Consider the following 24,464-nt stretch of genomic DNA (forward strand, 5'->3'; position numbering starts at 1 on the left):
CATCAGCCGAAGAGCTTGCCGAACTGGCGCGGCTGCGAGCGCAGGTACTGGCTTGGCGGCTTGACGCTGGCGCCGAGCTGGGCGGCGGCATGCCAGGGCCAGCGCGGATCGTAGAGCATGCCGCGCGCCAGGGCGACGAGGTCGGCATCGCCGGTGCCGATGATCGCCTCGGCCTGGTCCGGCTCGGTGATCAGCCCGACCGCGATGGTCGGCAACCCCGTCGCCTGCTTCACGGCGCGGGCGAAGGGCACCTGGTAGTTCGGGCCGAGCGGCACCTGCTGCTCGGACGAGAGCCCGCCGCCGGAGATATGGATGAAGTCGCCGCCGCGTGCTTCCAGAGCCTCAGCGAAGGCGACGGTCTGCTCGATATCCCAGCCGCCCGCGACCCAGTCGGAACCTGAGACGCGGAAGCCGACCGGGATCGAGGCGGGCACGGCCTCGCGCACCGCATCGAAGATTTCGAGCGGTAGCCGCATGCGGTTCTCCAGCGAGCCGCCATATTGATCCTCGCGCCGGTTCGAGAGCGGCGAGAGGAACTGGTGCAGCAGGTAGCCATGTGCCGCATGCAGTTCGATCGCATTCAGGCCGAGCCTTGCGGCGCGCTTGGCCGAGGCGGCGAAGTTTTCGCGGATGCGGGCGATGCCTGCGAGGTCGAGTGCCAATGGCGCGCGCGGATGGCTGCCGAAGGCGATGGGCGAGGGGGCCAGCGTCTGCCAGCCGCCCTGGTCGAGCCCGAGCTGGCCGCCGCCCTGCCAGGGCGCCGCGACCGAGGCTTTTCGCCCGGCATGGGCGAGCTGGATGCCGATCGGCATGTCGGAATGCTTGCGGATGGCGTCGAGCACCTTGCCGAGCGCGGCTTCGGTCTCGTCCGACCAGAGCCCGACATCGAGCGGGCTGATCCGCCCTTCCGGCTCGACCGCCGTCGCCTCGATGAAGAGCAGGGCCGCGCCCGACAGCGCAAGATGGCCGAGATGGATCGTGTGCCAATCGGTGGCCTTGCCGTCTTCGGCCGAATACTGGCACATCGGCGCGATCACGATGCGGTTGCTGAGCTCAAGCGCGCCGAGCTTGTAGGGGCTGAAGAGCTGGCTGGTCATGATTCGCCTCGGACCTCGATGTCGCGCCGCACAAAGCGCTGGCTATCTTTAGCCGCTCGGGCGGCTGGCTGACCATGCGCCAGGATGCAGACGTGCCCGTCGCAAACGCAGCTTGAACTCAGCGCTCCAGCGCCATGTCGAGCACGCGCGCGACATGCAGCGCCTCGCGGCTGGCGCCATCGTGGATCTGATGGCGACAGCTGGTGCCGTCGGCGACGATGAGGTCGTCAATACCAGCCTTGCGCACCGCCGGCAGCAGAGAGAGCTCGGCCATGGCGAGCGAGACGTCCATCGTCTCGGCGCCATAGCCGAAGGCGCCGGACATGCCGCAGCAGCTCGACTCGATCGGACGTACCTCCAGGCCGGGAATGGCGCGCAAGGTCGCCTCGACCGCGCCCATCGCGTCGAAGGCTTTTTGGTGGCAATGCCCGTGCAGATGCGCGATCCGGCCCGCCTGGTTCTTCAGCGGCAATCGGGTCGTACCGGCCCTGAGATCGGCGGCCAGCAGCTCTTCCAGCAGGAATGCCGCCCTGGCCGCCGGCTCGACCTCGTCCTTCGGCAGGATCGCGCCGAACTCGTCGCGGAAGGTGAAGAGGCAGGACGGCTCCAGCCCGACGATGCGCGCGCCTTTGGCGACGTAGGGAGCGAGCGCCCCGAGCGTGCGCTTCGCCTCGGCCCGCGCCTCATCGACCAGCCCGGCCGAAAGGAACGTCCGGCCGCAGCAGAGCGGGCGCCCGCCATCGGCGGGCTCGACCTTGTGGATGCGGTAGCCGCCGGCCGCCAGCACGCGCTCGGCTGCCTCGAGATTCTCGCGCTCGTAGTAGCGGTTGAACGTGTCGCCGAAGAGCACGATGTCGCGCCCGTCTCCCTGCACCTCGGCGGCACTCGCGGCGTTGCCCACCTGCGCCCAGGGCTTGCGCCAGACCGGCAGCGAGCGCCTCGCGCTGAAACCGAGAAAACGCTCCGAGAGCTTCGCCAGCGCCGGAATCCTGTCGCGCAGGTTCATTAGCGGCGCCAGCTTGGCTGCCCAGGGCGCATAGCGCGGCAGATAGGCGATCAGCCGCTCCTTCAGCGGCAGGCCGTGGCGCCGGTGATAATGGTGCAGGAACTCGATCTTCATCCGCGCCATGTCGACGCCGGTCGGGCAGTCGCGCTTGCAGCCCTTGCAGGAGACGCACAGGTCAAGCGTCTGCTTCATCTCGTCCGAAGTGAAGGCATCCGGCCCGAGCTGGCCCGAGATGGCGAGACGCAGCGTGTTCGCCCGCCCGCGCGTCAGGTGCTGCTCATCCCTGGTGGCGCGGTAGGACGGGCACATCGTGCCGCCGGACATTTTCCGGCACGTGCCGTTATTGTTGCACATCTCGACGGCGCCGCCGAGCCCGCCCCAGTCCGACCAGTCGAGCGCGGTCTCGGCCGGGATCGGCGAGGCGTAGCCGGGCGGGAAACGCATCAGCGAGCGGTCGTCCATCCTGAGCGGCCGCACGATCTTGCCGGGGTTGAGCTTATTCTGCGGGTCGAACCCGTCCTTCACCTCTTCAAAGGCCCGCGTCAGCGTCGCCCCGAACATCGGCTCGACGAATTCGGAGCGCGAGATGCCGTCACCATGCTCGCCGGAATAGGAGCCCTTGAACCGGCGCACCAGATCGCAGGCGGCTTCGGCGATGCCGCGCATCGCCGCGACACCGGCCTCGTCCTTCATGTTCAGGATCGGCCGGACATGCATGCAGCCGACCGAGGCATGGGCATACCAGGTGCCGCGCGTGCCGTGCCGGGCGAAGAGCTCGGTCACGGCGTCGGTGTAGTCGGCGAGATGCTCCAGCGGGACGGCGCAATCCTCGATGAAGGAGACCGGCTTCCCGTCGCCCTTCATCGACATCATGATGTTGAGGCAGGCCTCGCGCACCTCCCAGACCGGCTTCTGCCTGGAAGGCTCGACCACCTCGACCACGGCATCGGCAAAGCCGTGATCGGCCATGCACTGGTCCAGCCGCTTGAGGTCGCGTCGGAGCGCATCGAGATCGTCGCCTGCGAACTCGACCAGCAGCAGGCAGTTCGGCTGGCCCCGCGTGATGTCGGCGAGCGTGCGCACGAAGAGCGGAATGTCGGCGCCGAGCACAAGCACGTTGTTGTCGACCAGCTCGACCGCGACCGGCCCGAGCGCCACGATATGCCGCGTCGCCTCCATCGCCGCGCGAAAACTCGGGAAATGGCAGACGCCCATGACGCGATGCACCGGCAGCGTCGAAAGCTTCAGCGTCGCCTCGGTGGTGATCGCGAGCGTGCCCTCCGAGCCGACCAGCAGATGCGACAGGTTCGGCCTGACAGGCAGCAACTCGTCAAGATTGTAGCCGCCGACTCGGCGCTGCACCTTCGGGAAGACGCGCTCGATCTCGTCGCGATGCGTATCGGCAAGTGTGAGCAGGCGGGTCATCAGGTCGCGCGCCCTGACCGAGGCATTGTCGCCGACCGGGCTCTCGCCCAGCGCGAAGGCCTCGCCGTCATGGAATTGCGCCCTGAGCGCGATGACGTTGTCGACCATCTTGCCGTAGCGCAGCGAGCGCGCGCCCGACGAGTTGTTGCCGGCCATGCCGCCGATGGTGCAGCGGCTCGCGGTCGAGGGCTCGACGGGGAAGAACAGCCCGTCCTTCTTCACATGCGTGTTGAGCTGCTCCAGCACGATGCCGGGCGCGACCGAGATCGTGCGCGAAGCCGGGTCATAGTCGCGGATCGCGTTGAAGTGCCGGCTCATGTCGAGGATCAGCGCATCGCCGATCGGCTGGCCGTTCTGCGAGGTGCCGCCGCCACGGGCGATCACCGGCACGCCATGCTCGGCCGCGATCTGGAGAGCGGCGGCGATATCGGCTTCGTTCTTCGGGAAGGCGATGCCCTGCGGCACGATCTGGTAGATCGAGGCGTCGGTGGCGTAGCGCCCGCGCGTGAAGGCGTCGAAGCGCACTTCGCCTTCGAGCGCCTGCGCGAGCCGCCGCTCCAATCCCAGATTACGCGAGCCCTGTTTGCCGAGAGGGGAGGCATGGGTCATCGGGCGTCAGTCCGATCGTTCAGTTTTGCATTCATTTTGAAGGCAGGGATGGTCGAAATTGTGAACGAGGATGAGCCGCTGTGAGCGTCGAGCATTGGCGGCGGCTCAGCTCGGGGCGCTGCGTTCGGAGGTCTGCGCATCGCTCTGGTGCTGCGCCGCCTTCCGCTTGTTGCGCAGGTGCTGGAACATGATGTCGCTGAGTTCGCTGCCGGCCCGCCGGCGCAGCGCGTCGAGGATGGCCTCGTGCTCGCGCATCGCCTCGCCCCAACGGTCGCGCTCCTTGTCGAGATTGGCCGCATAGCGCACCCGCCGGATTCGCCCGGCGAAGCTGGCATAGGTCGCGTTCAGCGTCGCATTGCCTGCCGCTTCGACGATCAGGCGGTGGATCTCCTGGTTGCGCTGGAAATAGCCGTGCATGTCGCGGCGCAGGTAGAAGCGGTACATCTCGTGGTGAACCTGCTCGATCTCTGTGATTTCCTCGTCCGAAATGCGCTCGCAGGCGAGGCGCCCGGCCAGGGCCTCGAGCCCGCCCATCACGTCGAACAGCTCGCGCAGATCCTCATCGCTGAAAGCGCGCACGCGGGCGCCGCGATTGGGCAGCAGGTCGATCAGCCCCTCGGCGGCCAGCACCTTGAGCGCCTCGCGCAGGGGTGTGCGGGAAATACCGAATTTTTCGCAGAGCAGCCGCTCGGGAATGCGTGCACCATCGGCGAGATTGCCCTCGACGATATAGTCGCGTAGCGCCGCGACGAGGCCGTCATGGAGCGAGGGGGCGGCGCGCAAGGGCTCGCCGAGCATCTCGTCTGCCGGTCTGCTGTTGGGGGCGTCGATCTCCTGCGTGTCCAAGCTCGTACCTGTCATGCTTCGGCTGGCACAGAGTATTGCGTTCTATTGTTCGGTTGCAAAGCTAAAAAATGAATGCAAAAACTGCGAAAGCTCATCAGCGCGCCTCGGCGCAGAGAAAGGGAACCGCCATGGCCACGCAGCAGGGTCGCCATTTCCTGCAGATTCCGGGCCCGAGTCCGGTGCCGGACCGCATCCTGCGCGCCATGGACATGCCGGTCATCGACCATCGCAGCGCCGAGTTCGCCCGCCTCGGCCATGAGGTGCTCGAAGGCAGCAAGGCCGTGTTCAAGACCACGCAGCCCGTCATCATCTTCCCGGCCTCCGGCACCGGTGCCTGGGAGGCGGCGATCGTCAACACGCTCTCGCCCGGCGACACCGTGCTGATGGCCGAGACCGGCCATTTCGCCACGCTCTGGCGCAACATCGCGACGCGCTGGGGCGTCAATGTCGAGTTCCTGCCGGGCGATTGGCGTCGCGGCGCCGATCCCGCCGCAATCGAAGCGAGACTCGTCGAGGACCGCGCGCACAAGATTACCGCCGTGATGGTCGTCCATAACGAGACCTCGACCGGCTCGACCAGCCGCATCGCCGAGATCCGCCAGGCGATCGACAATGCCGGGCACCCGGCGCTGTTCATGGTCGACACCATCTCCTCGCTCGCCTCGGTCGATTACCGGCACGACGAGTGGCAGGTCGACGTCACGGTCTCGGGCTCGCAGAAGGGCCTGATGCTGCCGCCGGGCATCAGCTTCAACGCGGTCTCCGAGAAGGCGCTGGCGGCTTCCAAGACCAACACGATGCCGCGCTCCTACTGGGACTGGCAGGAGATGCTGAAGCCCAACGCCGGCGGCTTCTTCCCCTATACGCCTGCGACGAACCTGCTCTACGGCCTGAAGGAGGCCGTCGCGATGCTGCGGGAGGAGGGGCTCGACAACGTCTTCGCCCGCCACAAGCGCCTGGCCGCCGCGACCCGCAAGGCGGTCGAGGCCTGGGGGCTGGAAGTGCTCTGCCAGAACCCGGCCGAATACTCGCCGGTGCTGACGGCCGTGCTGATGCCGCCGAGCCATGACGCCGACCATTATCGCAAGGTCACGCTGGAGAAGTTCAACATCTCGCTCGGCTCGGGCCTCGGCAAGGTCGCCGGAAAAGTTTTCCGCATCGGCCATCTCGGCGAGTGCAACGAGCTGACGCTGATCGGCGCGCTCTCCGGCGTCGAGATGGGGCTGGCGGCAGCCGGCGTGCCGCATCGCAGCGGCGGTGTCCAGGCCGCGATGGCGGCGCTGGAGGGCAATGTCGAGGCTAACGCGCCGAAGGTGGCCGTGACTTGAGCGTGAAGCAAGGACCCGCGGGGAACCCTCTCCTGTAAGGAGAGGGCAGGGTGAGGTGTCGGCCGTTGGACATTGCTGCCGTAACCTGACCGCGCGCTTCCGCTGAGTTTCGCTGGTGTTCTGGCCTACACCTCACCCAACCCTCTCCTTCCAGGAGAGGGCTCCCGCGTCTCTTTCGTCTAAGGCGCGCCTTCCGGAGCCGCCATGCTAGAACCGAAGCGACACCCGCGCTCCGGAGCCTGCCGATGACCTCTTCTACCTCCGTCCTGCTCGCGGTCGAGGCCGGCATCGCGACCCTCACGCTGAAACGGCCCGAGGTGCTGAACGCCTTCGACGCCGAGATGGCCGAGGCCTTCCTCGCCCGCATCGAGGAGATCGCGGCGCGAGACGATGTCCGCGTCATCCTGCTGAAGGGTGAGGGCAGGGGTTTCTGCGCCGGCGGCGACGTCTCGCAATTCACCAAGGGCGGCGATCCGCAGGCCGCGATCAAGGCGATCATCGACCCGCTGCACGAAGGCCTGCGCCGGCTCGACGGCCTGACGCAGCCGAGCGTGGCCTGCCTGCACAGTGCGGTCGCGGGCGCCGGCTTCAGCCTCGCACTCGCCTGCGATCTCGCCGTGGCGGCCGAGAACGCCAAGTTCACCCTCGCCTATGCCCGCATCGGCGCGACGCCGGACGGCTCCGGCACCTATCACCTGCCGCGCATCGTCGGGATGAAGAAGGCCAAGGAACTGGCGCTGCTGGCGGATACGATCGATGCCGGCGAGGCGCTGCGACTCGGCCTCGTCAACCGCGTCGTCCCGCCCGATATGCTGCCGGCCGCCGCGACGGAACTGGCTCGGCGCCTCGCCAATGGCCCGACGCAGGCCTATGGCCGGGTCAAGGGCCTGCTCGGCAGCGCCGGTGACCGCACGCTGGCCGAACAGCTTGATGCCGAGCGCGGCGCCTTCATGGCCTCGGCCGCAACAGCGGGTTTCAGCGAGGGCGTCGCCGCTTTCCTCGACAAGCGCCCGCCGCGCTTCACCGGCCGCTAGAGCATGATGCCGAAAAGTGGAAACCGGTTTTCGGACGACATCATGCTTTTTCTAGGAAGCAAGCCATGCAGGACAGCCACCGCATCCTCTTCACCAGCCCGGCCGAATTCGTCGACAGCGACCACTCCTCCGTGATCGCGGAGGCGAAGCTGCTGACCTCCGGCATCAGCGATCCCATCGAGCAGGCCCGCATCCTCTACGAGGCGGTGCGCGACGGCATCCGCTACGATCCCTATGGCGACTATCTCGACCCCGGCACCTATCGCGCCAGCGCCGTGCTCGCCGCGGGCACCGGCTATTGCGTCGGCAAGGCGGCGCTCTATGCCGCCTTCTGCCGCGTGCTCGGTATTCCCGCGCGCGTCGGGTTGGCCGATGTCAGGAACCACCTCGCCACGCCGCGCCTGCTGGAGGCTGTTGGCACCGATGTCTTCGCCTATCACGGCTATACCGAAATCTATCTCGGCGAGCGCTGGCTCAAGGCCTCGCCGACCTTCAACGAAACGCTGTGTGAAAAGCTCGGCGTCGCGCCGCTGCCCTTCGATGGCAAGAGCGATGCACTGCTGCAAAGCTATGATGGCCAGGGTCGCACCTTCATGGCCTATCTTGCCGACCATGGCGCCTTCTTCGACGTGCCGGCGAAGTTCCTGATCCGCGAGATGTCGCGGCTTTATCCCAAGCTCTGCATTCCCGGTGGATTGCGCGGCAGCATGGAGAAGGAAGCGCTGCACTAGCGCTCACGCCGAGCCGTCATTGCGAGGAGCGCAGCGACGAAGCAATCCAGCGGGAGTGCGTAAGGCCCCTGGATTGCTTCGCTGCGCTCGCAATGACGGGAAGAGGCCTCGCACTAGCGGCCGTTATTTCGCGTCGTGGAAGATCAGCCCGGTCGTGTAGCGCTCGCCCGAGCGCACCCGGCTGACGCCATGGCGCAGGTTGACCCGGTAGGTGCCGCGCGTGCCCTGCACCGGCCTGTGCTGCACGGCGAAGATCGCAGCCTCGCCCTGAGCTAGAGGCACCACCTCCGGCCGCGACTGCATGCGCGGGCGCTGCTCGACCAGCGTGAACTCGCCGCCAGTGAAGTCTGAGCCGGGCTGCGACAGCAGGATCACCATCTGGAACGGGAAGAACAGGTCGCCATAAAGGTCCTGGTGCAGGCAATTATAGTCACCAGCGCCGTATTTCAGCAGCAGCGGCGTCGGCCGCGTCTGGCCGGCCTGGTGGCAGAGCGTCAGGAAGCCGTCGAGCGTTGCCGGATAGCGTTGGGCGATGCCGAGCGCTTCGTTCCAGCGATTGGCGATCGGCGCCAGCCGCGCATAGACGGCCGGGCGCAAGCTGGCGATCGGCTCGGGCAGGGGATTGGCGAAGTACTGGTATTCGCCGCTGCCGAAGCCGTGCCGGGCCATGACGATCCGGCTGCGGAAGCGGCTTCCATCCGGGTAGAGCCCGGCCAGCGCGACGCAGTCCTCGGGTGCCAGCAGCGGCCCGGTCAGGCCGACGCCGTGCGAGTCCAGCTCGGCCTCGATGCGCGACCAGTCGAGATCGTCGACGCGGGCGGCGGGTGAGGGTGCGTTGCGCGGTTTGGCGATGGCGGACATGGCTTTGGCCTTCTCGACAAGCGTTCTACGTGTCGAGACGCTCTCATGCTCCGGCGTGATGCAGCCACCCGCTTTCTGGCTTCGTATCAGCCGGAAACCGGCTTCAGATAAGGCAGCTTCACGCCCTGCTCGGCCATCGTGCTGCGGTTGCTCGCCTGCCGCTTCTTGATCTCGGCGCGGGCGACCGTGCGCAGATGCACCTCGTCCGGCCCGTCGATGAAGCGCAGCGCCCGGCCCCAGCTATAGATGAAGGCGAGCGGCGTATCGTTCGAGAGCCCGCCCGCGCCGAAGACCTGGATCGCCCGGTCGGCGATCTTGGTCTGCAGCCGCGTCGCCACGACCTTGATCGCCGAGACCTCGGTGCGGGCGGCCTTGTTGCCGTGCTTGTCCATCATCCAGGCGGCGCGCAGGCAGAGCAGCCGCGCCTGGTCGATCTCCATCCGCCCCTCGGCGATCCAGTCCTGGACATTGGCGTAGTCGGCGAGGTTGCGGCCGAAAGCCTTTCGCTGGAGGGCGCGCTCGACCATCAGCTCGAGCGCGACCTCGCATTGGCCGATCGTGCGCATGCAATGGTGGATGCGGCCCGGCCCAAGCCGTGCCTGCGCTAGCGCGAAGCCCGCGCCTTCTTCGCCAAGCAGGTTGGCGGCCGGCACGCGGACATCAGCGAAATCGGTCTCGGTATGGCCCTCCGGCGAGTAATGATTGAGCAAGGGAAGGTTGCGCATCACCGTGACGCCGGGCGCATCCATCGGCACGATCACCATGGAGTGGCGCGCATGCGGCGAGGCCTCGGGGCGCGTGTCGGAGAGCCCCATCAGGATGCAGAACCTGACGTTCGGGTGCAGCGCCCCGGTCGTCCACCATTTCCGGCCGTTGACGACATAGTGGTCGCCGTCGCGCAGGATCGTGGTCTGGAGGTTGGTCGGGTCGGAGGAGGCGACGCCCGGCTCGGTGATGCCGACGCAGGAGCGGATCTCGCCGTTCATCAGCGGCACGAGCCAGCGCTCGCGCTGCTCGGGCGTGGCGAACATGTGCAGGATTTCCATGTTGCCGGTATCGGGCGCGTTGCAGTTGAACACCTCCGACGACCAGAAGATCCGCCCCATGATCTCGGCCAGCGGCGCATATTCGAGATTGGCGAGCCGCGTACCCGGCTCATCCGGCTTCAGTGCCGGCAGGAACAGGTTCCACAGGCCGTCCGCCTTGGCCTTGGCCTTCAAGCCGTCGATCAGCGCCATCGGGTAGCGCCCGGCCTCGACCTCGTGCTTCCACGCGGCGTCGGCCGGCTGGACATGCGCGTCCATGAAATCCTGCAGCCTGGCGCGCAGGGCCTCGACCTTGTCGGAATAGGCGAAATCCATGGCGGTCCTCGTTCGATTTATGCGTCGATCAGGGCTTCAGCCCGTCGCGCGAAGCTCTCGGCCATCTCGCCGACCGCGACGGCGTTCTCCGCCGCCGCATTGCCCGCCTTCGCGCGCGCCGCGATGCCGTCGAGGATGACGGCGAAGCGGAACAGCGAGAAGGCGATGTGGAAATTGCCGGGTCCGTCCTTGCGTCCGGCTGCCGTGCAATAGCGGTCGAGATACTCGGCCTGCGTCGGGATGCCCAACGCTTCGCGGTCGATCCCGACGATGCCGGCATACATGTCCGGCGTTGAGTGCCAGGGCAGGCAGGAAAAGGCGGCGTCGGAAAGCGGATGGCCGAGCGTCGAGAGCTCCCAGTCGAGCACTGCAATGACGTGTGGCTCGCCGGGTGCGAACATCAGGTTGCCGAGCCGGAAATCGCCATGGACGATGGTCGTCTCCTCGCTCGCGTCGAGATGGGCGCCGAGCCAGTCGATCAGCCGGTCAACGGCCGGGATGTCGCGCGTCTTCGTTTCGCGCCATTGCTTGCCCCAGCGCCTGAGCTGGCGGGCGTAGTAGTTGCCGGGCTTGCCGTAATCGGCGAGGCCCGCTCCCTGCCAGTCGAAGCGGTGCAGCGCGGCCAGGGTGTCGGCCATGGCGAAATACATCTGCCGCCGCTCATCGGGCGTCACGCCGGGCAAGGTGGTGTCGTGAAACACGCGGCCGTCGAGGCGCTCCATCAGGTAGAAGGGCGTACCGACGACGTCGTCTTCCCCATGGAACAGCAGCACCGGCGGCACCGGCACGTTCGAGCCGGCCAACGCCTTCAGGATGCGGTATTCGCGGTCGACCGCATGGGCCGAGGGCAGCAGCGGCCCTGGCGGCTTCTTGCGCAGCACCAGCCGCGCGCCAGTCTCAGGATAGGAGAGGAAGAAGGTCGGGTTCGATTGCCCGCCGCTGATCCGCTCCAACTCCATCTTGCCGCTGACCCGACCGGGCAGGGCGCCAGCCAGGAAAGCGTCGAGCCGGGCGGCGTCGAATTCGGGAGCGGAGGCAGCGGGGCCGGTCGTCATGGCCGGCATCATCGTGAGGGCAGGGGCGCGGGTCAACGCGACGCAAGTTTGAGGGCCGATCCGGTCGAGCCTTTCACCCGCGGATAATTTTACCCGGGTGATATTGACTTATGATAATACCCGGGTAAAAGCCTCTCAGGAAATGGAGAGAGACATGATCACCCAATCGACCTGCACGGCCTTCGCCGGCGAGCGCCTGCTCGCCTCGGGGGCTCCCTTGGCTGTCGCGCTTTCGGTGAAGGCGGCGCAGAGGGTCAGCCCGAGCACCATCCTGATCTTCGACGATCTGACCGGACGCCAGATCGATTTCGACCTGCGCGGCAGTCCGGAGGAGATCGCGGCGCGCTTGCAGCCGCCTGCCGAGCCCGCCACCGAAGCGCCGCGCAGCACCGGCCGCCCAAAGCTCGGCGTCGTCTCGCGCGAGGTCACCTTGCTGCCGCGACACTGGGACTGGCTCGCGGCGCAGCCCGGCGGCGCCTCGGTCACCTTGCGCAAGCTGGTCGAAGCCGCCCGCAAGGGCGACGGCTCAGGCGTATCAGTGCGTCAGGCGCAGGAAGCGGCCGACCGCTTCATGTCGGCAATGCTCGGCAACCAGCCTGGCTATGAGGAAGCGTCCCGGGCGCTCTATGCCGGCGACAGGAGCCGCTTTCTCGCGCTCAGCGAGGCCTGGCCGGCCGACCTGCGCGATCACGCGCGCAAGCTCGCAGGTCCGGCCTTCGCGGCTGCTACAATTGCCGATTAGAACGCACCGTCATTGCGAGGAGCGCAGCGACGAAGCAATCCAGGGGGACCGGGTGAGCGAGACCCCCTGGATTGCTTCGCTGCGCTCGCAATGACGATTACGGCTCGGCTGTCGCCGGATTGCTACGCCGCATCCAGCCCGTACAACGAGTGCAGCGTGCGCACCGCCAGCTCGGTATAGGCCGCGTCGATCAGCACAGAAAACTTGATCTCGGAGGTGGTGATGGCGCGGATGTTGATGCCCTTCTCGGCCAGCGCCCGGAAGGCGCGGGCGGCGACGCCGGCATGGCTGCGCATGCCGACGCCGATGGCGGATATCTTCACCACGTCGTTGGCGCCCTGCAGCGACTGGTAGGCGATGATGTCGTGCATCGATTCGAGCAGGGTCTTGGCTCGCTCGTAATCGGCCGTCGGCACGGTGAAGGTGATGTCGGTCGTCGCCTGGTCGTCGGAGACGACCTGGATGATCATGTCGACGTTGATGTTGGCGTCGGCGAGGGGGCCGAAGATCGCCGCGGCGACGCCGGGCTTGTCGGCCACGCGCCGGAGCGTGATCTGGGCTTCGTCGCGCGAGAACGCGATGCCGGTGACGATCTGCTGTTCCACGATGTCGTCCTCGTCGCAGATGAGGGTGCCGGGATTGGGGTTTTCGGGGTCGTCGAAGGAGGAGCGCACATAGGTCGGCACGCGCTGGACCATGGCGATCTCGACCGAGCGCACTTGCAGCACCTTCGAGCCGAGCGAGGCCATTTCCAGCATCTCTTCGAACGAGACCTTGTCCATGCGCCGCGCCTTGGGCACGACGCGCGGGTCGGTGGTGTAGACGCCGTCGACATCGGTGTAGATGTCGCAGCGATCGGCCTTGAGGCCCGCAGCAAGCGCGACCGCGCTCGTATCCGAGCCGCCGCGGCCGAGCGTCACGATGCGGTTGGTGCGCGGGTTGACGCCCTGGAAGCCGGAGCAGACCGCGATCTCGCGATTGCGGTCGAATCCGGCCAAAATGCCGGCGCCGTCGACGCCCTCGATCCGGGCGGAACCATGCGCGTCCGAGCCGAAGAGCGGCACCTGCCAGCCCTGCCAGGAGCGGGCGGGCATGCCCATTTCCTGCAGCACGATCGCCATCAGGCCGGACGTGACCTGCTCGCCCGAGGCGACGACGGTGTCGTACTCGGCCTGGTCGTAGAGCCCGGAGGCCTCCTTGCACCAGGCGACGAGCTCGTTGGTCTTGCCCGACATGGCGGAGACCACGACCGCGACCTGGTTGCCGGCATCGAACTCGCGTTTGACGTGGCGTGCGGCGTTCTTGATGCGCTCGACAGTGGCGACAGAGGTGCCGCCGAACTTCATCACCAGACGGGCCATAGCGTCCAAAGGCTCTCTTACCAGCGCCCGGCCGGGCCGGGACGAAACGACCCCTCGCGCCGGGCGAAGGGCGGGTGTAGATGACGGGCGGCACGGAAACTGTCAATGCGGCCGTGTCTCGGCTGGCGAAAACGGGGAAACAGGATGATGGTGGCTTCAGCGGCGCGCGAAGGCTCGACGATCGATCCGGCCGAAATCGCCCGCTTCGACGCCATGGCCAAGACCTGGTGGGACCCGAAAGGGCCCATGGCCGTGCTGCACAAGTTCAATCCCGTCAGGCTCGCCTTCATCCGCGACCTCGCCTGCGAGCGCTTCGAGCGCGATCCGAAGTCGATGCAGGCGTTGGAGGGGCTGACGCTGGTCGATATCGGCTGCGGCGGCGGCGTGCTCTCCGAGCCGCTGGCGCGGCTCGGCGTCGAGGTGACCGGGCTCGATCCGGCGCAGGGCAACATCGCTGTCGCCGGCGCCCATGCCGAGAAGATGGGGCTTTCGATCGACTATCGCGCCGAGACCATCGAGGCGCTGGTCGCCGAGGGCAGGAGCTTCGACATCGTGCTCGCCATGGAGGTGGTCGAGCATGTCGCCGATGTCGAGGCTTTCGTGGCTGCCTGCTGCGCGGCCGTGAAGCCGGGCGGGCTGCTCGTCATGGCGACGCTCAACCGCACGCTGAAATCCTATGCGCTTGCCATCGTCGGCGCCGAGTACATCCTGCGCTGGCTGCCGCGCGGCACCCATGACTGGGAGAAGTTCGTCACCCCCGACGAACTGGGCGATGCAATCGAGCGCAGCGGGCTCGAACTCGGCGAGAGCACCGGCGTGGTCTACAACCCGCTCACCGGCCGCTGGTCGGCGGCGCGCGACATGGATGTCAACTACATGCTGGCGGCGGGCCGCTCAGCCTGACGGCGAAGCCGGGGCCGGCGCGAGCCGCTCCTCAAGCGCTGCCATGTCGTCCAGGAACCACAGGGCCTGGCCGCGGTTCGACTCGTAGACGAAATCGCGCAGCGCTTTGCTCTCGGCGAGCCAGGGCGAGATGTCGCCGATGATCGCGAGCTGAACCCGGTAGTTGACGAATTTCTGCGCGACCTCGCCGGCAAGCCGGGTGCTGAGCTTGAAGAAATCGGCGCTGATCCGCGCGACTGGGATCGCGACCATGCCCGCATCCGCCGCCCAGGCGTCCCCGAGGAACGAGCCGATATCGCGCTCGCCCTCCAGCCGGGCGCCGTCCGCGCCGCAAGTCAGGACTTTGACGCCGCGAATCTCTTTGACCGTGTCCATGCCGCCAATCTCGTGGCCTCAAGGCGGCGAGGCAAGCCGCCTCAGACGAAGCGCCTGCCGATGCCGCAGGAGACCAGCAGCAGGACGCCCGAAATCGCCGTCACCAGTGCTGCAATGAACTGCTTGTTGTTGCCGACCGGATAACCCATCCGGGCCCACAGCATGAAGCCGAGCAGCGCGCCGGCGATCACGATCAGGCCGTTGACGATGATGCCGAAGCCCTCCTCCTTCAGGATGAGGTCGGCGAGCCAGCCGGCAAGGAATCCGACCATCGCCAGAAGGCCGGCGAGCAGGATCAGATGTTCGGCGGGCAAATAGGATAGGCCAGGCATAGGCGGGAGAAAGCGCATGGGCGGCCTCCGGCGGTTTGCCGGGTAAAAATAGCATGGCCGCATCGGCAGGCACGCGGAACCGCGCGCCATGGTTTCCAGTTCGTGTTGTTGCGCTGCGTCATAGGCCCTAAGGGGGATGGCGCAGCGCAGCATTAGGCGTCATGATCCCTCCAAAGCCGTCGGGCCGCTCACGACGGGATAAAAGGGAGAAGGCCATGGCCACGCTGCAGGACGCGCCGTCGCAGGTGCCGCTGAAGGATCTCTACGAGCTCGACGAGCTGCCGCCGCTCGGCCATGTCCCGGCCAACATGTATGCCTGGACGATCCGGCGCGAGCGTCACGGCCCGCCGCAGGACAGTTTTCAGATCGAGGTCGTGCCGACCTGGGCGATCGGCGAGGAGGAGGTGCTGCTCCTCGTGATGGCCGGCGGCGTCAACTATAACGGCATCTGGGCAGGTCTCGGCCAGCCGATCTCGCCCTTCGACGTCCACAAGGCGCCGCACCATATCGCCGGCTCCGATGCGTCGGGCATCGTCTGGGCCGTCGGCACCAAGGTGAAGCGCTGGAAGGTCGGCGACGAGGTCATCGTCCATTGCAACCAGGACGATGGCGACGACGAGGAGTGCAATGGCGGCGACCCGATGTTCTCCTCGTCCCAGCGCATCTGGGGCTACGAGACGCCGGATGGCTCCTTCGCCCAGTTCTGCCGGGTGCAGTCGCGCCAGCTCATGCTGAAGCCGAAGCACCTCTCCTGGGAGGAATCGGCCTGCTACACGCTGACGCTGGCGACCGCCTACCGCATGCTCTTCGGCCACGCCCCGCACACGATCAAGCCGGGCGACAACGTCCTGATCTGGGGCGCCTCGGGCGGGCTCGGCGTCTTCGGCGTGCAGCTTTGCGCCGCCTCCGGCGCCAACGCCATCGGCGTGATCTCGGACGAGAGCAAGCGCGACTACGTGCTCAGCCTCGGCGCCAAGGGCGTGATCAACCGCAAGGACTTCAATTGCTGGGGCCAGATGCCCAAGGTCAACTCGCCCGAATACACCGAATGGACCAAGGAGGCCCGCAAGTTCGGCAAGGCGATCTGGGACATCACCGGCAAGAAGGATGTCGACATCGTCTTCGAGCATCCGGGTGAGGCGACCTTCCCGGTCTCCTGCCTCGTGGCCAAGCGCGGCGGCATGATCGTGTTCTGCGCGGGAACCTCGGGCTTCAACATCACCTTCGACGCCCGCTATGTCTGGATGCGGCAGAAGCGCGTGCAGGGCTCGCATTTCGCCCATCTCAAGCAGGCCAGCGCCGCCAACCAGTTCGTGCTCGACCGCCGCGTCGACCCCTGCATGTCCGAGGTCTTCCCCTGGGACAAGATTCCGCTCGCCCATCACAAGATGTGGAAGAACGAGCATGCGCCCGGCAACATGGCCGTGCTGGTCTACGCCCCGCGCACCGGCCTGCGGAACTTCGAGGATGTGGCGGAGGCGCTGGGCGCCTGAGCCTACAGCGAGGCGATGGCCTCGCCCGGCTCCGCCCGCGGCTTGCGGCTGATCGCGTAGGCGGCGTTCAGCTCCGCGCCGAACAGGAAGATCGCAGCCAGCCAGTAGAGGAAGACGAGCGCGATCATCGCGGTGGCGAGCCCGGCATAGGTCGTGACATAGGTGCCGGCGAAGCCGTCGAGATACCAGCCGAAGCCGAGCCCGCCGAGCAGCCAGAAGGTCAGCGTCACCAGGATGCCGGGCCAGAGCACCGCGATATGCGGCGCCCGCGCCGGCAGCAGCTTATGCGCGACGACGAGCGCCAGCACGATCAGCACGGTCGCGGCCGCGACGCGCAGGAAGCTGAGCGCGGCCGAAAGCGGCGCCAGCTCCGGCAGGAAGCCGACCAGCCCGCGCAGCAGCAGCGGCCCGAGCACGACGAGGAAGGCGAAGCCGAGCATGAACACGGCGCCGCCGACCACGTAGAGGATCGATTCCAGCCGCGTATGCCACCAGGCCCGCCATTCATAGGCCTCATAAGCGCGGTTGAGGCCGATGCGCAGCGCCTCCACCCCTGAGGAGGAGAAGTAGAGCGCCAGCAACGCGCCGAAGGTCAGCGCGTCGCCGCGCACGGCGGTGAGCACCGAGCGCACCTCGCGCGCGATCGGCACGGCGATCTCGCGCGGCCAGGCCTCGAGCAGCAGCATGGTGGCTTCGTCGGCCGCGTCCTGCGTGCCGAAGACGCCGCCAAGCGCCGTCACCAGGATCAGGAAGGGGAACAGCGACATCAGCACCGAGAGCGCGATATGGCTCGCGATCGCCCAGGAATCATGGGCGATGAAGCGCTCGAAGGCTCGGACCGGGACGGAAAGCAGCGACATGGGCAGGCTCGGGACGGCGGGCCGGGGATTGTGTGACGCTTGCGATGGAAGCGGCAAGTCCGGAGGCAAGCGACACGCCTTCTTCCCTTCTCCCTCTTGCGGGAGAAGGTGCCCCGGCAGGGGCGGATGAGGGCGCGCGCTGTCCTATCCAATAACCGAGGATGTCACGCGCCGACGCTGCTATCGTCGCGCGACCCCTCATCCGTCTCGGCTTCGCCGAGCCACCTTCTCCCGCAAGAGGGAGAAGGGAAGGCGCGCGCCAGCCCCATTCCCCGCACATGGCCCATCGGCGTCGATGGCGGCGACAACTGCCATCATCCGGCTTATCAGGCGCCTAGAAAGCCGGTTCCATGCTCGATTCCGCCCTGTTCCTGCGGCTGATGCCGCTGCTCTTCACGTTCCTCTGGTCGAGCGGCTGGATCGTCGCGGGCTATTCGGCCCTCTACGCCGACCCGCTGACCTTCCTGCTGGTGCGCTACGCCTCCGCCGGCCTGCTGATCGCCGCGATCGCCTTCGCCATGCGGGCGCCCTGGCCCAGAGGCAGGGCGATCCTCGACTGCATCGTGACCGGCATCCTGCTGCACGCGGTCTATCTCGGCGGCGTCTGGTGGGCGGTGCGCCATGGCCTGCCGGCCGGCATTTCCGGCCTGATCGCCGGCCTGCAGCCGATCCTGAGCGCGTTGCTTTCGCCGATGCTGGTCGGCGAGCGCATCTCGCCGGTGCGCTGGGCCGGCATCCTCTGCGGTTTCATCGGCATCGCGCTCGTGCTCGAGCCCAAGCTCGTCGGCGTCGATCCCGTCGCGCTCGCCGGGATCCTGCTGCCTGTGATCGTCAACGTCATCGGCATGCTCGCGGTGACGCTCGGCTCCTTCTACCAGAAGGCGCATGTCGTCACGGGCGACCTGCGCACCGTCACCGCCTGGCAATACCTCACCGCGTTCATCGTCACGCTGCCCTTCGCCTATGCGCTGGAGCCGATGCGGATCGAGTGGAACCTGACCATGGCCCTGGTTCTGGCCTGGTCGGTGGTCGCGCTCTCGCTCGGCGGCATCGGGCTCTATCTCTGGCTGATCCGCCGTGGCGAGGTCTCGCGCACCGCGACCTTCCTCTACCTCGTGCCGCCGGCCGTGGCGGTCGAGGCCTGGCTGCTCTTCGGCGAGACGCTGAGCCCGGTCCAGCTCGCCGGCATGGCGGTCGCGATTTTGGGTGTCGTGCTCGCCAGCCGGAAATAGCGCCGTCATTGCGAGCGCAGCGAAGCAATCCAGGGGGACGTAGAGCGCAGTCCCCCTGGGTTGCTTCGTCGCTTCGCTCCTCGCAATGACGGTCTTCTCCGAAAGACGGCTTTCGCAATCCGCGAAATCTCCCTTATGCTGCATCGCAACAAGGGGAGAGAAGCCATGAGCGCCGAAGCCGCCCTCAAGCCCGCGATGCAGAGCTCCGCCATCGCGTTGATCGCCGCCGCCTTGCCCGGTTTCGAGACCCTGCTGGAGGAGGCCGTCGCCGCTGTGCGCCAGAAGGTGCTGGTCGACGGCAAGATCTCCGCCGCCAAGCTGGAAGCCGAGCAGCACGCTGCCCATGGCCTGTCCTGGCTCGCGACCTATGTCATGGCCCTGCGCGAGATGAAGGCCTATGGCGAGCGCCTCCAGGCCGAGGACCGCTATGGCGCGGTCGAGGACTACGCGCTGCGCATCGGTGCCGGCGAGTATGCCGCGCAGATTTTTGGCGGCATCCCGATGAGCCAGGGCGAGATCGTGCGCCTGCCGGCGCTCGGCCTGTCGCAGAAGGCGATCGTTTCAGCCTGCAGCGAGGCCGCCGAGGCGCTGATCGCCGAGGGCAACACGCCGGAGAACCGCGCCCGGCTCGTCGCGCTGTTCAGCCAGAGCGACGGGCTCGCCAGCGTCGGCGACCCCGGCCTCGACGAGACGCTGGAAGCGATCCGCTCCGAGATGCGCCGTTTCTGCGCCGCCGAGGTGACGCCGCACGCCCATGAATGGCACCTCGCCAATGACTACATCCCAATGCCGGTGGTCGAGAAGATGGCCGAGCTCGGCGTCTTCGGCCTGACCATCCCCGAGGAATTCGGCGGCATGGGCCTGACCAAGGTCTCGATGTGCGTCGTCTCGGAGGAGCTCTCGCGCGGCTATATCGGCGTCGGCTCGCTCGGCACCCGCTCCGAGATTGCCGCCGAGCTGATCCTCTGCGGCGGCACCGACGCCCAGAAGGAGCATTGGCTGCCGAAGCTGGCCGCCGGCGAAATCCTGCCGACCGCCGTCTTCACCGAACCCAATACCGGCTCCGACCTCGCCTCGCTCCGCACCAAGGCGGTCAGGGATGGTGACGTCTGGAAGGTTCATGGCAACAAGACCTGGATCACCCACCCCGTCCGCGCCGACATCATGACGCTGCTGGTCCGCACCGATCCCGACGCGCCCGGCTATCGCGGCCTCTCCATGCTGATCGCCGAGAAGCCGCGCGGCTCCGATGCCGAGCCCTTCCCGGTCGCGGGCCTGACCGGCGGCGAGATCGAGGTGCTCGGCTATCGCGGCATGAAGGAATACGAGCTCGCCTTCGACGGTTTCGAGGTCAAGGCCGAGAACCTGCTCGGTGGCGTTGAGGGCCAGGGCTTCAAGCAGCTGATGCAGACTTTTGAGGCCGCCCGCATCCAGACCGCGGCGCGCGCCGTCGGCGTGGCGCAATCGGCCTTCGACCTCGGCCTGCGCTATGCCCAGGAGCGCATCCAGTTCGGCAAGCCGCTGATCGCCTTCCCGCGCGTCGCCGACAAGCTCGCGATGATGGCGTCCGAAATCCTGATCGCCCGCCAGCTCACCTATTTCGCCGCCCGCGAGAAGGACGCTGAGCGCCGCTGCGACCTCGAGGCCGGCATGGCCAAGCTGCTCGGCGCCCGCGTCGCCTGGGCCGCGGCCGACAACGCGCTCCAGATCCATGGCGGCAACGGCTTTGCGCTGGAGTACCCGATCAGCCGCGTGCTCTGCGACGCGCGGATTTTGAACATCTTCGAAGGCGCGGCGGAGATTCAGGCGCAGGTGATTGCGAGAAGGCTGGTGGAGGGGTAGGGGGCTCGCCTACTTCCATCATGCGCCAAAACTACTGGAGCATGTTGCGATGACGCGGAACCCTCTCCGCGTCATCCGGGACAAGCGGCAAAGCCGCGCAGCTCCGGGATCCATCGTAAGACTCCGGCGCTCTACGATGGATCCCGGAGCTCCGCTTCGCTGCGTCCGGGATGACGGCACTTGATTCTGGCAGATCACCACAGGCTCTAGTTAGATGGATCAGTAAGAATTTTGAGTGGATTCGCGAATTTCCGCACACGGGATATTGCGAAACAAATCATGAACAAATATCATTTCACTCATAGAGGGAAAATCGAAAACAAACACGCAATCCGCTAATCCAGCCGCAGAGTCGAGGTCATTCCGATGTCCATGGAACTGTATGTCGCGTTGCCGACGCGAGACCCGATCACCGTTGAAACGCTGGTGGAGTCGAGCCGGCAATTGGGGATCGAACTCGCATTCGATGCCGAGGTCGTCTTCGAGAAGGCAGGCGGGTTTCAACCCGGTGCGCTGGCCGGAGAGCAGACCGGCGTGGAGATCGACTTCTTCGAGCCGGAGTACGAACCGGAAGTGACGGAGCTGTTCGACGGTGCGCTGAGCCCGCTGGCACGGATCGTCGCCTTCCGTTGGGGCGGCGATTATATGGAAGGCGCATTTGCCTTGGCAGTCGCCGCTGCGCTCGTTGCCGGACATGATGGCATCTGCTTCGACCCGCAGGAAGGGATGATATTATCCGTTGAGCAGCTTGTCGAGTTCACGCACGGCATGGTGGTGGAAGCGCGTGAGGCCGCCGTCAAATCAACCTGACGGGGGAGGCGAAGCCTCGAAAAACAGTAACGATACTTTGGCTTCGCCGGCCTTTTGTCGACGATGGCTCGTCATGTTGGCTCTTCTGCGGGAATAGCGAGAGATCGGTTGAGATGTGGCCCTTCCCGACGCGCATCATCGACGACGAGACCGTGGCCTGGCAGCTCGGCGTCTTCGAGTGGTTCATCCGCAATCTGGCCGATGGCTATTCGATGGGCGACTCCACCCTCGTCGTCGCCGGGCGCGGCCATTTCATCGCCGATGACGAGCGCGGCCACGCGCTGGCGGAGCGGATCTTCGACCAGATCAGGCGCTATATCCGGGTCGGCCCGGAATGCCGGATCGATCTGGTCCAGCAGCCGCCGCGCCGAGGCTCCATCGTCAATGAGCGCGTCGCGCTGGTCCATGACAAGCCGGAGCCGCTCGGCACCTGTCGCATGCTCGCGCCGGGCGCCTTCGAGATCTCCTACGACGCCGACCTGCTGAAGGATCAGGAGAACCTGGTCTCGACCTTCGTGCACGAACTCGCGCATGTCCTCGTGCCGCCCGGCACGGAATTGCCGGTCGAGGCGGAGGAGTACGAGTTCGTGATCGACCTTTGCACCGCCTTTCTCGGCTTCGGCGTCTTCCTCTCAAACACCAGCCCGGAGCGGGTCACGAGCGGCGACTGGAGCTGGTGGCGGGGCGGCGGCTATTTGCCGGTCAACGACCGCGTGATGGCGACGGCGCTCTTCGTCGTCCTGAAGGACGGCATCGGCGACCGCGCGACGGCGCTGACCTATTTGCGGCCGGAGCTGCGCGGCACCTTCAAGAAGGCCTTGCGCCAGCTCGGTCGTTTCAAGGGCGAGATCGCCCGGCTGCGCCAACTCGACCGCGAAAGCGCCGATGCCTACGAGGCCGAAGTGAGTCGGACGGGGCAGGGGAAGGCCGAGGAGCGCGAGCCGGCGGCGGCCTTCTCACCAATCTCCACGAGCACGGCGATCAGCATCCAGATGCCGCCTGTGGGGCCTCGCGTGACCTTTGAGACCGGCGCGCCAAGGCGACAGCGGTCAGTCTCGGAGGTGACGGAGATGGATGCCGGCCAATCCATTGAAGGAGCGCGGCCGTTGCACTGAAGCTTTACCCCCGCAGCCGGTACTTCGCGAACCCTTCGCCGCCATCCCCAACCGCCTCGGCCTTCAGCCCTTCCGGCAGCTTCCCGGCCGCGGCCGGCGAGGTCACAAACGTCACGATCACGCCCTCCGGCAGCGGCTTCAGCGCCCAGTTGCCGTCGGCCTTGGGTTCGATCGTCTTCTTCTCGATGATGTAGCGCACGATCGCGTCGCGGTTGAGGTCCGGCGCCTCCAGCACCACGGTCGTCTTGGTGCCCGGGAAATTGCCGCCGCCCGAGGCGCGGTAGTTGTTGGTCGCGACGATGAACTCCGCCTTCTCGTCGATCGGCTTGCCGTCGAAGGCGAGGTCGACGATGCGGTGCGCGCTGGCATTGGCGAGCCCGCCATTGCCGTCATAGCGCGAGGGCTGCGTGACATCGATCTTGTAGGTCACGCCGTCGATCACGTCGAAATTGAAGGCCGGGAAGCCGGGGTCGATCAGCGGCTGCTCCTCGGTCTTGGCCGGATCGATGCGGTTGAAGATGCCGGCCGAGCGCTCCAGCCATTCGCGCACCTGCGCGCCGGTCACCTTCACCACCTGCACCGTGTTCGGATAGAGGTAGATGTCGGCGACGTTCTTGATCGCGATCGGCCCGGCCGGGATGTCGGTGAAGAAGGCCGGCCCGGCCCGCCCGCCCGATTTGAACGGCGCGGCGGCCGAGAGGATCGGCAAATCCTTCCAGCGCGTCTGCGCCATCAGCGGCTGGACATAGGCTACCTGCGCCTCGGAGACGATCTGCACGGAGGGGTCATCCGTCACCAGCGCGAAATAGCTGTTGATCGGGCTCGCGGTCGCGCCGACCGGCTCGCGCATGTAGACAAGCGTCGCCTCGTGGTCGGCCTTCACGGTCGCCAGCACATTGGCCTCGGCATTGGCCTTCGGGACGATCTTGCGATCGGGCGTGCGCTCGTAGATCGGACGCGGCTCGACCTTGAAATCGGCGACCTTCCAGGCGCCGTCGCGCTTCTCCAGGTCGAGATCGACGATGCCGAGATGCGAGCCCCAGAAGCCGGGCTGGCAGGCGGGCTTGCCGTTGAGCGCGCCCTTCTTGTTGTCGACGCCGGGAATGTCGTCGAAGGCCTTGCCGCCCGGGAAGACCAGGTGCTGGTGGCCGGTCAGGATGACGTCGATGCCGTCGAGCTTCGAGAGGTGCAGCGCCGCGTTCTCCTCCATGCCCTTGCGCTCGCCGCCGGCAATGCCCGAGTGGCAGAGCGCGATGACGAGGTCGGGCTTGGCCGCGAGCAGGTCGGGCAGGTGCTTGCGCGCGGCGTCGACGATGTCGGTGGCGACGAGCTTGCCGTCGAGATTGGCCTTGTCCCATTGCATGATCTGCGGCGGCACGAAGCCGATGATGCCGATCTTCAGGACGTGCTTTGAGCCGGCCTCGTCCTCCAGGCTCTGGTCGACCACGATCCAGGGGTCGATCAGCGGCGCGCCCTCGGTCTTGGCGACATTGGCGCAGACCAGCGGGAATTCGGATTTGGCCAGGCCGTTCTCGAGGAAGTCCAGCCCATAGTTGAACTCGTGATTGCCGAGCGTGCCGCAGACATAGGGCAGCGAATTCATCGCCGCGACCATCGGGTGGGTGTCGCCGGCCTTCAGCCCCTTCTTGTAGGCGACATAGTCGCCGAGCGAGGAGCCCTGCAGGAAGTCGCCATTGTCGAAGAGCAGGCTGTTCCTGGCCTCGGCCTGGGCGATCTTGATCAGGTTCGCGGTCTTGGCGAGGCCGACCGTATCGTCGGCGGCGTCGCGAAAATAGTCGTAGGGCACGACGTTGACGTGCAGATCGGTCGTCTCCAGCACGCGCAGCTTCAGCTTGGCCGGGCTCTGCGCGGCGAGCGAGGCGGGCAGGGCGGCGCTGGCTGCTATGGCGGCTCCGGCCTTCAATGTGTCACGGCGATTGAACCGGATGTCGCGTGCCATTGGCCGTCTCCCGAGTGTTGCGCGCACCACGAGACGCTAGCACTGCGGCACGACCATGACACGCCGAACTTCGAGCCAGGCTGAAT

The 24,464-nt window shown here is 66.8% G+C and carries 21 protein-coding genes; 10 read left to right on the top strand and 11 right to left on the bottom strand.

Going from position 1 to position 24,464, the window contains the following annotated elements; genetic code table 11:
* Positions 1-2 precede the first annotated feature (2 nt).
* The 3 genes from DWF00_RS21290 to DWF00_RS21300 all read right to left on the bottom strand — a co-directional run bounded on the left by DWF00_RS21290 (position 3) and on the right by DWF00_RS21300 (position 4,998).
* Positions 3-1,097, bottom strand: coding sequence for an NADH:flavin oxidoreductase/NADH oxidase (locus DWF00_RS21290; RefSeq protein ID WP_181832685.1), 1,095 nt, complete (start codon positions 1,095-1,097; stop codon positions 3-5).
* A gap of 118 nt (positions 1,098-1,215) precedes the next feature.
* A complete protein-coding gene (locus DWF00_RS21295) occupies positions 1,216-4,137 on the bottom strand; it encodes an FAD-binding and (Fe-S)-binding domain-containing protein (RefSeq protein WP_114829801.1) in 2,922 nt (973 codons plus the stop codon).
* A gap of 105 nt (positions 4,138-4,242) precedes the next feature.
* Complete coding sequence (locus DWF00_RS21300) at positions 4,243-4,998, bottom strand: GntR family transcriptional regulator (protein ID WP_114829800.1); 756 nt, start codon at positions 4,996-4,998, stop codon at positions 4,243-4,245.
* A 113-nt stretch (positions 4,999-5,111) separates the two neighbouring features.
* Between DWF00_RS21300 and DWF00_RS21305 the strand changes: the two genes are divergently transcribed.
* The 3 genes from DWF00_RS21305 to DWF00_RS21315 all read left to right on the top strand — a co-directional run bounded on the left by DWF00_RS21305 (position 5,112) and on the right by DWF00_RS21315 (position 8,076).
* Positions 5,112-6,311: a pyridoxal-phosphate-dependent aminotransferase family protein gene (locus tag DWF00_RS21305; protein ID WP_114829799.1), complete on the top strand. Its 1,200-nt coding sequence runs from the start codon at positions 5,112-5,114 to the stop codon at positions 6,309-6,311.
* A gap of 245 nt (positions 6,312-6,556) precedes the next feature.
* A complete protein-coding gene (locus DWF00_RS21310) occupies positions 6,557-7,345 on the top strand; it encodes an enoyl-CoA hydratase/isomerase family protein (RefSeq protein WP_114829798.1) in 789 nt (262 codons plus the stop codon).
* 65 nt (positions 7,346-7,410) lie between these two features.
* Positions 7,411-8,076, top strand: coding sequence for a transglutaminase-like domain-containing protein (locus DWF00_RS21315; protein WP_114829797.1), 666 nt, complete (start codon positions 7,411-7,413; stop codon positions 8,074-8,076).
* 123 nt (positions 8,077-8,199) lie between these two features.
* Here DWF00_RS21315 and DWF00_RS21320 read toward each other — a convergent pair whose 3' ends face one another.
* The 3 genes from DWF00_RS21320 to DWF00_RS21330 all read right to left on the bottom strand — a co-directional run bounded on the left by DWF00_RS21320 (position 8,200) and on the right by DWF00_RS21330 (position 11,353).
* Entirely contained in the window at positions 8,200-8,937 is a 738-nt protein-coding gene (locus DWF00_RS21320) for a 2OG-Fe(II) oxygenase (RefSeq protein WP_114829796.1), read from the bottom strand.
* Positions 8,938-9,023: 86 nt separating this feature from the next.
* Positions 9,024-10,298, bottom strand: coding sequence for an acyl-CoA dehydrogenase family protein (locus tag DWF00_RS21325; protein WP_114829795.1), 1,275 nt, complete (start codon positions 10,296-10,298; stop codon positions 9,024-9,026).
* A gap of 17 nt (positions 10,299-10,315) precedes the next feature.
* The gene (locus DWF00_RS21330; protein WP_114829794.1) at positions 10,316-11,353 is read right to left on the bottom strand and encodes a phosphotransferase family protein; all 1,038 of its coding nucleotides are present in this window, start codon (positions 11,351-11,353) and stop codon (positions 10,316-10,318) included.
* Positions 11,354-11,507: 154 nt separating this feature from the next.
* Here DWF00_RS21330 and DWF00_RS21335 point away from each other — a divergent pair, with 154 nt between their 5' ends.
* Positions 11,508-12,095, top strand: coding sequence for a DUF2239 family protein (locus DWF00_RS21335; RefSeq protein ID WP_114829793.1), 588 nt, complete (start codon positions 11,508-11,510; stop codon positions 12,093-12,095).
* 122 nt (positions 12,096-12,217) lie between these two features.
* Here DWF00_RS21335 and DWF00_RS21340 read toward each other — a convergent pair whose 3' ends face one another.
* Complete coding sequence (locus DWF00_RS21340; RefSeq protein WP_114829792.1) at positions 12,218-13,456, bottom strand: aspartate kinase; 1,239 nt, start codon at positions 13,454-13,456, stop codon at positions 12,218-12,220.
* A gap of 147 nt (positions 13,457-13,603) precedes the next feature.
* Here DWF00_RS21340 and ubiG point away from each other — a divergent pair, with 147 nt between their 5' ends.
* Entirely contained in the window at positions 13,604-14,359 is a 756-nt protein-coding gene (gene ubiG / locus DWF00_RS21345) for a bifunctional 2-polyprenyl-6-hydroxyphenol methylase/3-demethylubiquinol 3-O-methyltransferase UbiG (RefSeq protein ID WP_114829882.1), read from the top strand.
* On the opposite strand, the gene DWF00_RS21350 is transcribed toward ubiG, so the two are convergent.
* Together DWF00_RS21350 and DWF00_RS29165 are read right to left on the bottom strand one after the other, a co-directional pair.
* The gene (locus tag DWF00_RS21350) at positions 14,351-14,734 is read right to left on the bottom strand and encodes a DUF4180 domain-containing protein (protein WP_114829791.1); all 384 of its coding nucleotides are present in this window, start codon (positions 14,732-14,734) and stop codon (positions 14,351-14,353) included. The genes ubiG and DWF00_RS21350 overlap by 9 nt on opposite strands.
* A 41-nt stretch (positions 14,735-14,775) precedes the next feature.
* Positions 14,776-15,219 carry a GlsB/YeaQ/YmgE family stress response membrane protein gene (locus tag DWF00_RS29165; RefSeq protein WP_147283715.1) on the bottom strand — a complete coding sequence of 148 codons (444 nt, stop codon included), beginning with the start codon at positions 15,217-15,219 and terminating at the stop codon, positions 14,776-14,778.
* Positions 15,220-15,281: 62 nt separating this feature from the next.
* On the opposite strand from DWF00_RS29165, the gene ccrA reads away from it, so the two are divergent.
* On the top strand, positions 15,282-16,559 hold the full coding sequence (gene ccrA, locus DWF00_RS21360; RefSeq protein WP_114829789.1) for a crotonyl-CoA carboxylase/reductase: 1,278 nt from the start codon (positions 15,282-15,284) through the stop codon (positions 16,557-16,559).
* Positions 16,560-16,561: 2 nt separating this feature from the next.
* Here ccrA and DWF00_RS21365 read toward each other — a convergent pair whose 3' ends face one another.
* The gene (locus tag DWF00_RS21365; RefSeq protein WP_114829788.1) at positions 16,562-17,419 is read right to left on the bottom strand and encodes a YihY/virulence factor BrkB family protein; all 858 of its coding nucleotides are present in this window, start codon (positions 17,417-17,419) and stop codon (positions 16,562-16,564) included.
* A gap of 350 nt (positions 17,420-17,769) precedes the next feature.
* Here DWF00_RS21365 and DWF00_RS21370 point away from each other — a divergent pair, with 350 nt between their 5' ends.
* The 4 genes from DWF00_RS21370 (at position 17,770) to DWF00_RS21385 (ending at position 22,418) form a co-directional block, all read left to right on the top strand.
* Positions 17,770-18,651, top strand: coding sequence for a DMT family transporter (locus DWF00_RS21370; RefSeq protein WP_114829787.1), 882 nt, complete (start codon positions 17,770-17,772; stop codon positions 18,649-18,651).
* Positions 18,652-18,816: 165 nt separating this feature from the next.
* The gene (locus tag DWF00_RS21375; RefSeq protein WP_114829785.1) at positions 18,817-20,493 is read left to right on the top strand and encodes an acyl-CoA dehydrogenase family protein; all 1,677 of its coding nucleotides are present in this window, start codon (positions 18,817-18,819) and stop codon (positions 20,491-20,493) included.
* Positions 20,494-20,859: 366 nt separating this feature from the next.
* Positions 20,860-21,303 carry a hypothetical protein gene (locus DWF00_RS21380; protein ID WP_114829784.1) on the top strand — a complete coding sequence of 148 codons (444 nt, stop codon included), beginning with the start codon at positions 20,860-20,862 and terminating at the stop codon, positions 21,301-21,303.
* Positions 21,304-21,416: 113 nt separating this feature from the next.
* Positions 21,417-22,418, top strand: a complete 1,002-nt coding sequence (locus tag DWF00_RS21385) for a hypothetical protein (RefSeq protein WP_114829783.1) — start codon at positions 21,417-21,419, stop codon at positions 22,416-22,418.
* A 4-nt stretch (positions 22,419-22,422) separates the two neighbouring features.
* Here the strand turns inward: DWF00_RS21385 and DWF00_RS21390 are convergent, their stop codons facing one another.
* Positions 22,423-24,378 (bottom strand): bifunctional 2',3'-cyclic-nucleotide 2'-phosphodiesterase/3'-nucleotidase, encoded by a 1,956-nt coding sequence (locus DWF00_RS21390; protein WP_114829782.1) that lies wholly within the window; start codon positions 24,376-24,378, stop codon positions 22,423-22,425.
* Between the last annotated feature and the right edge of the window lie 86 nt (positions 24,379-24,464).

Origin of the sequence: Allobosea caraganae (assembly GCF_003351345.1) — a bacterium.
GTDB classification, from domain to species: Bacteria; Pseudomonadota; Alphaproteobacteria; order Rhizobiales; family Beijerinckiaceae; genus Allobosea; species Allobosea caraganae.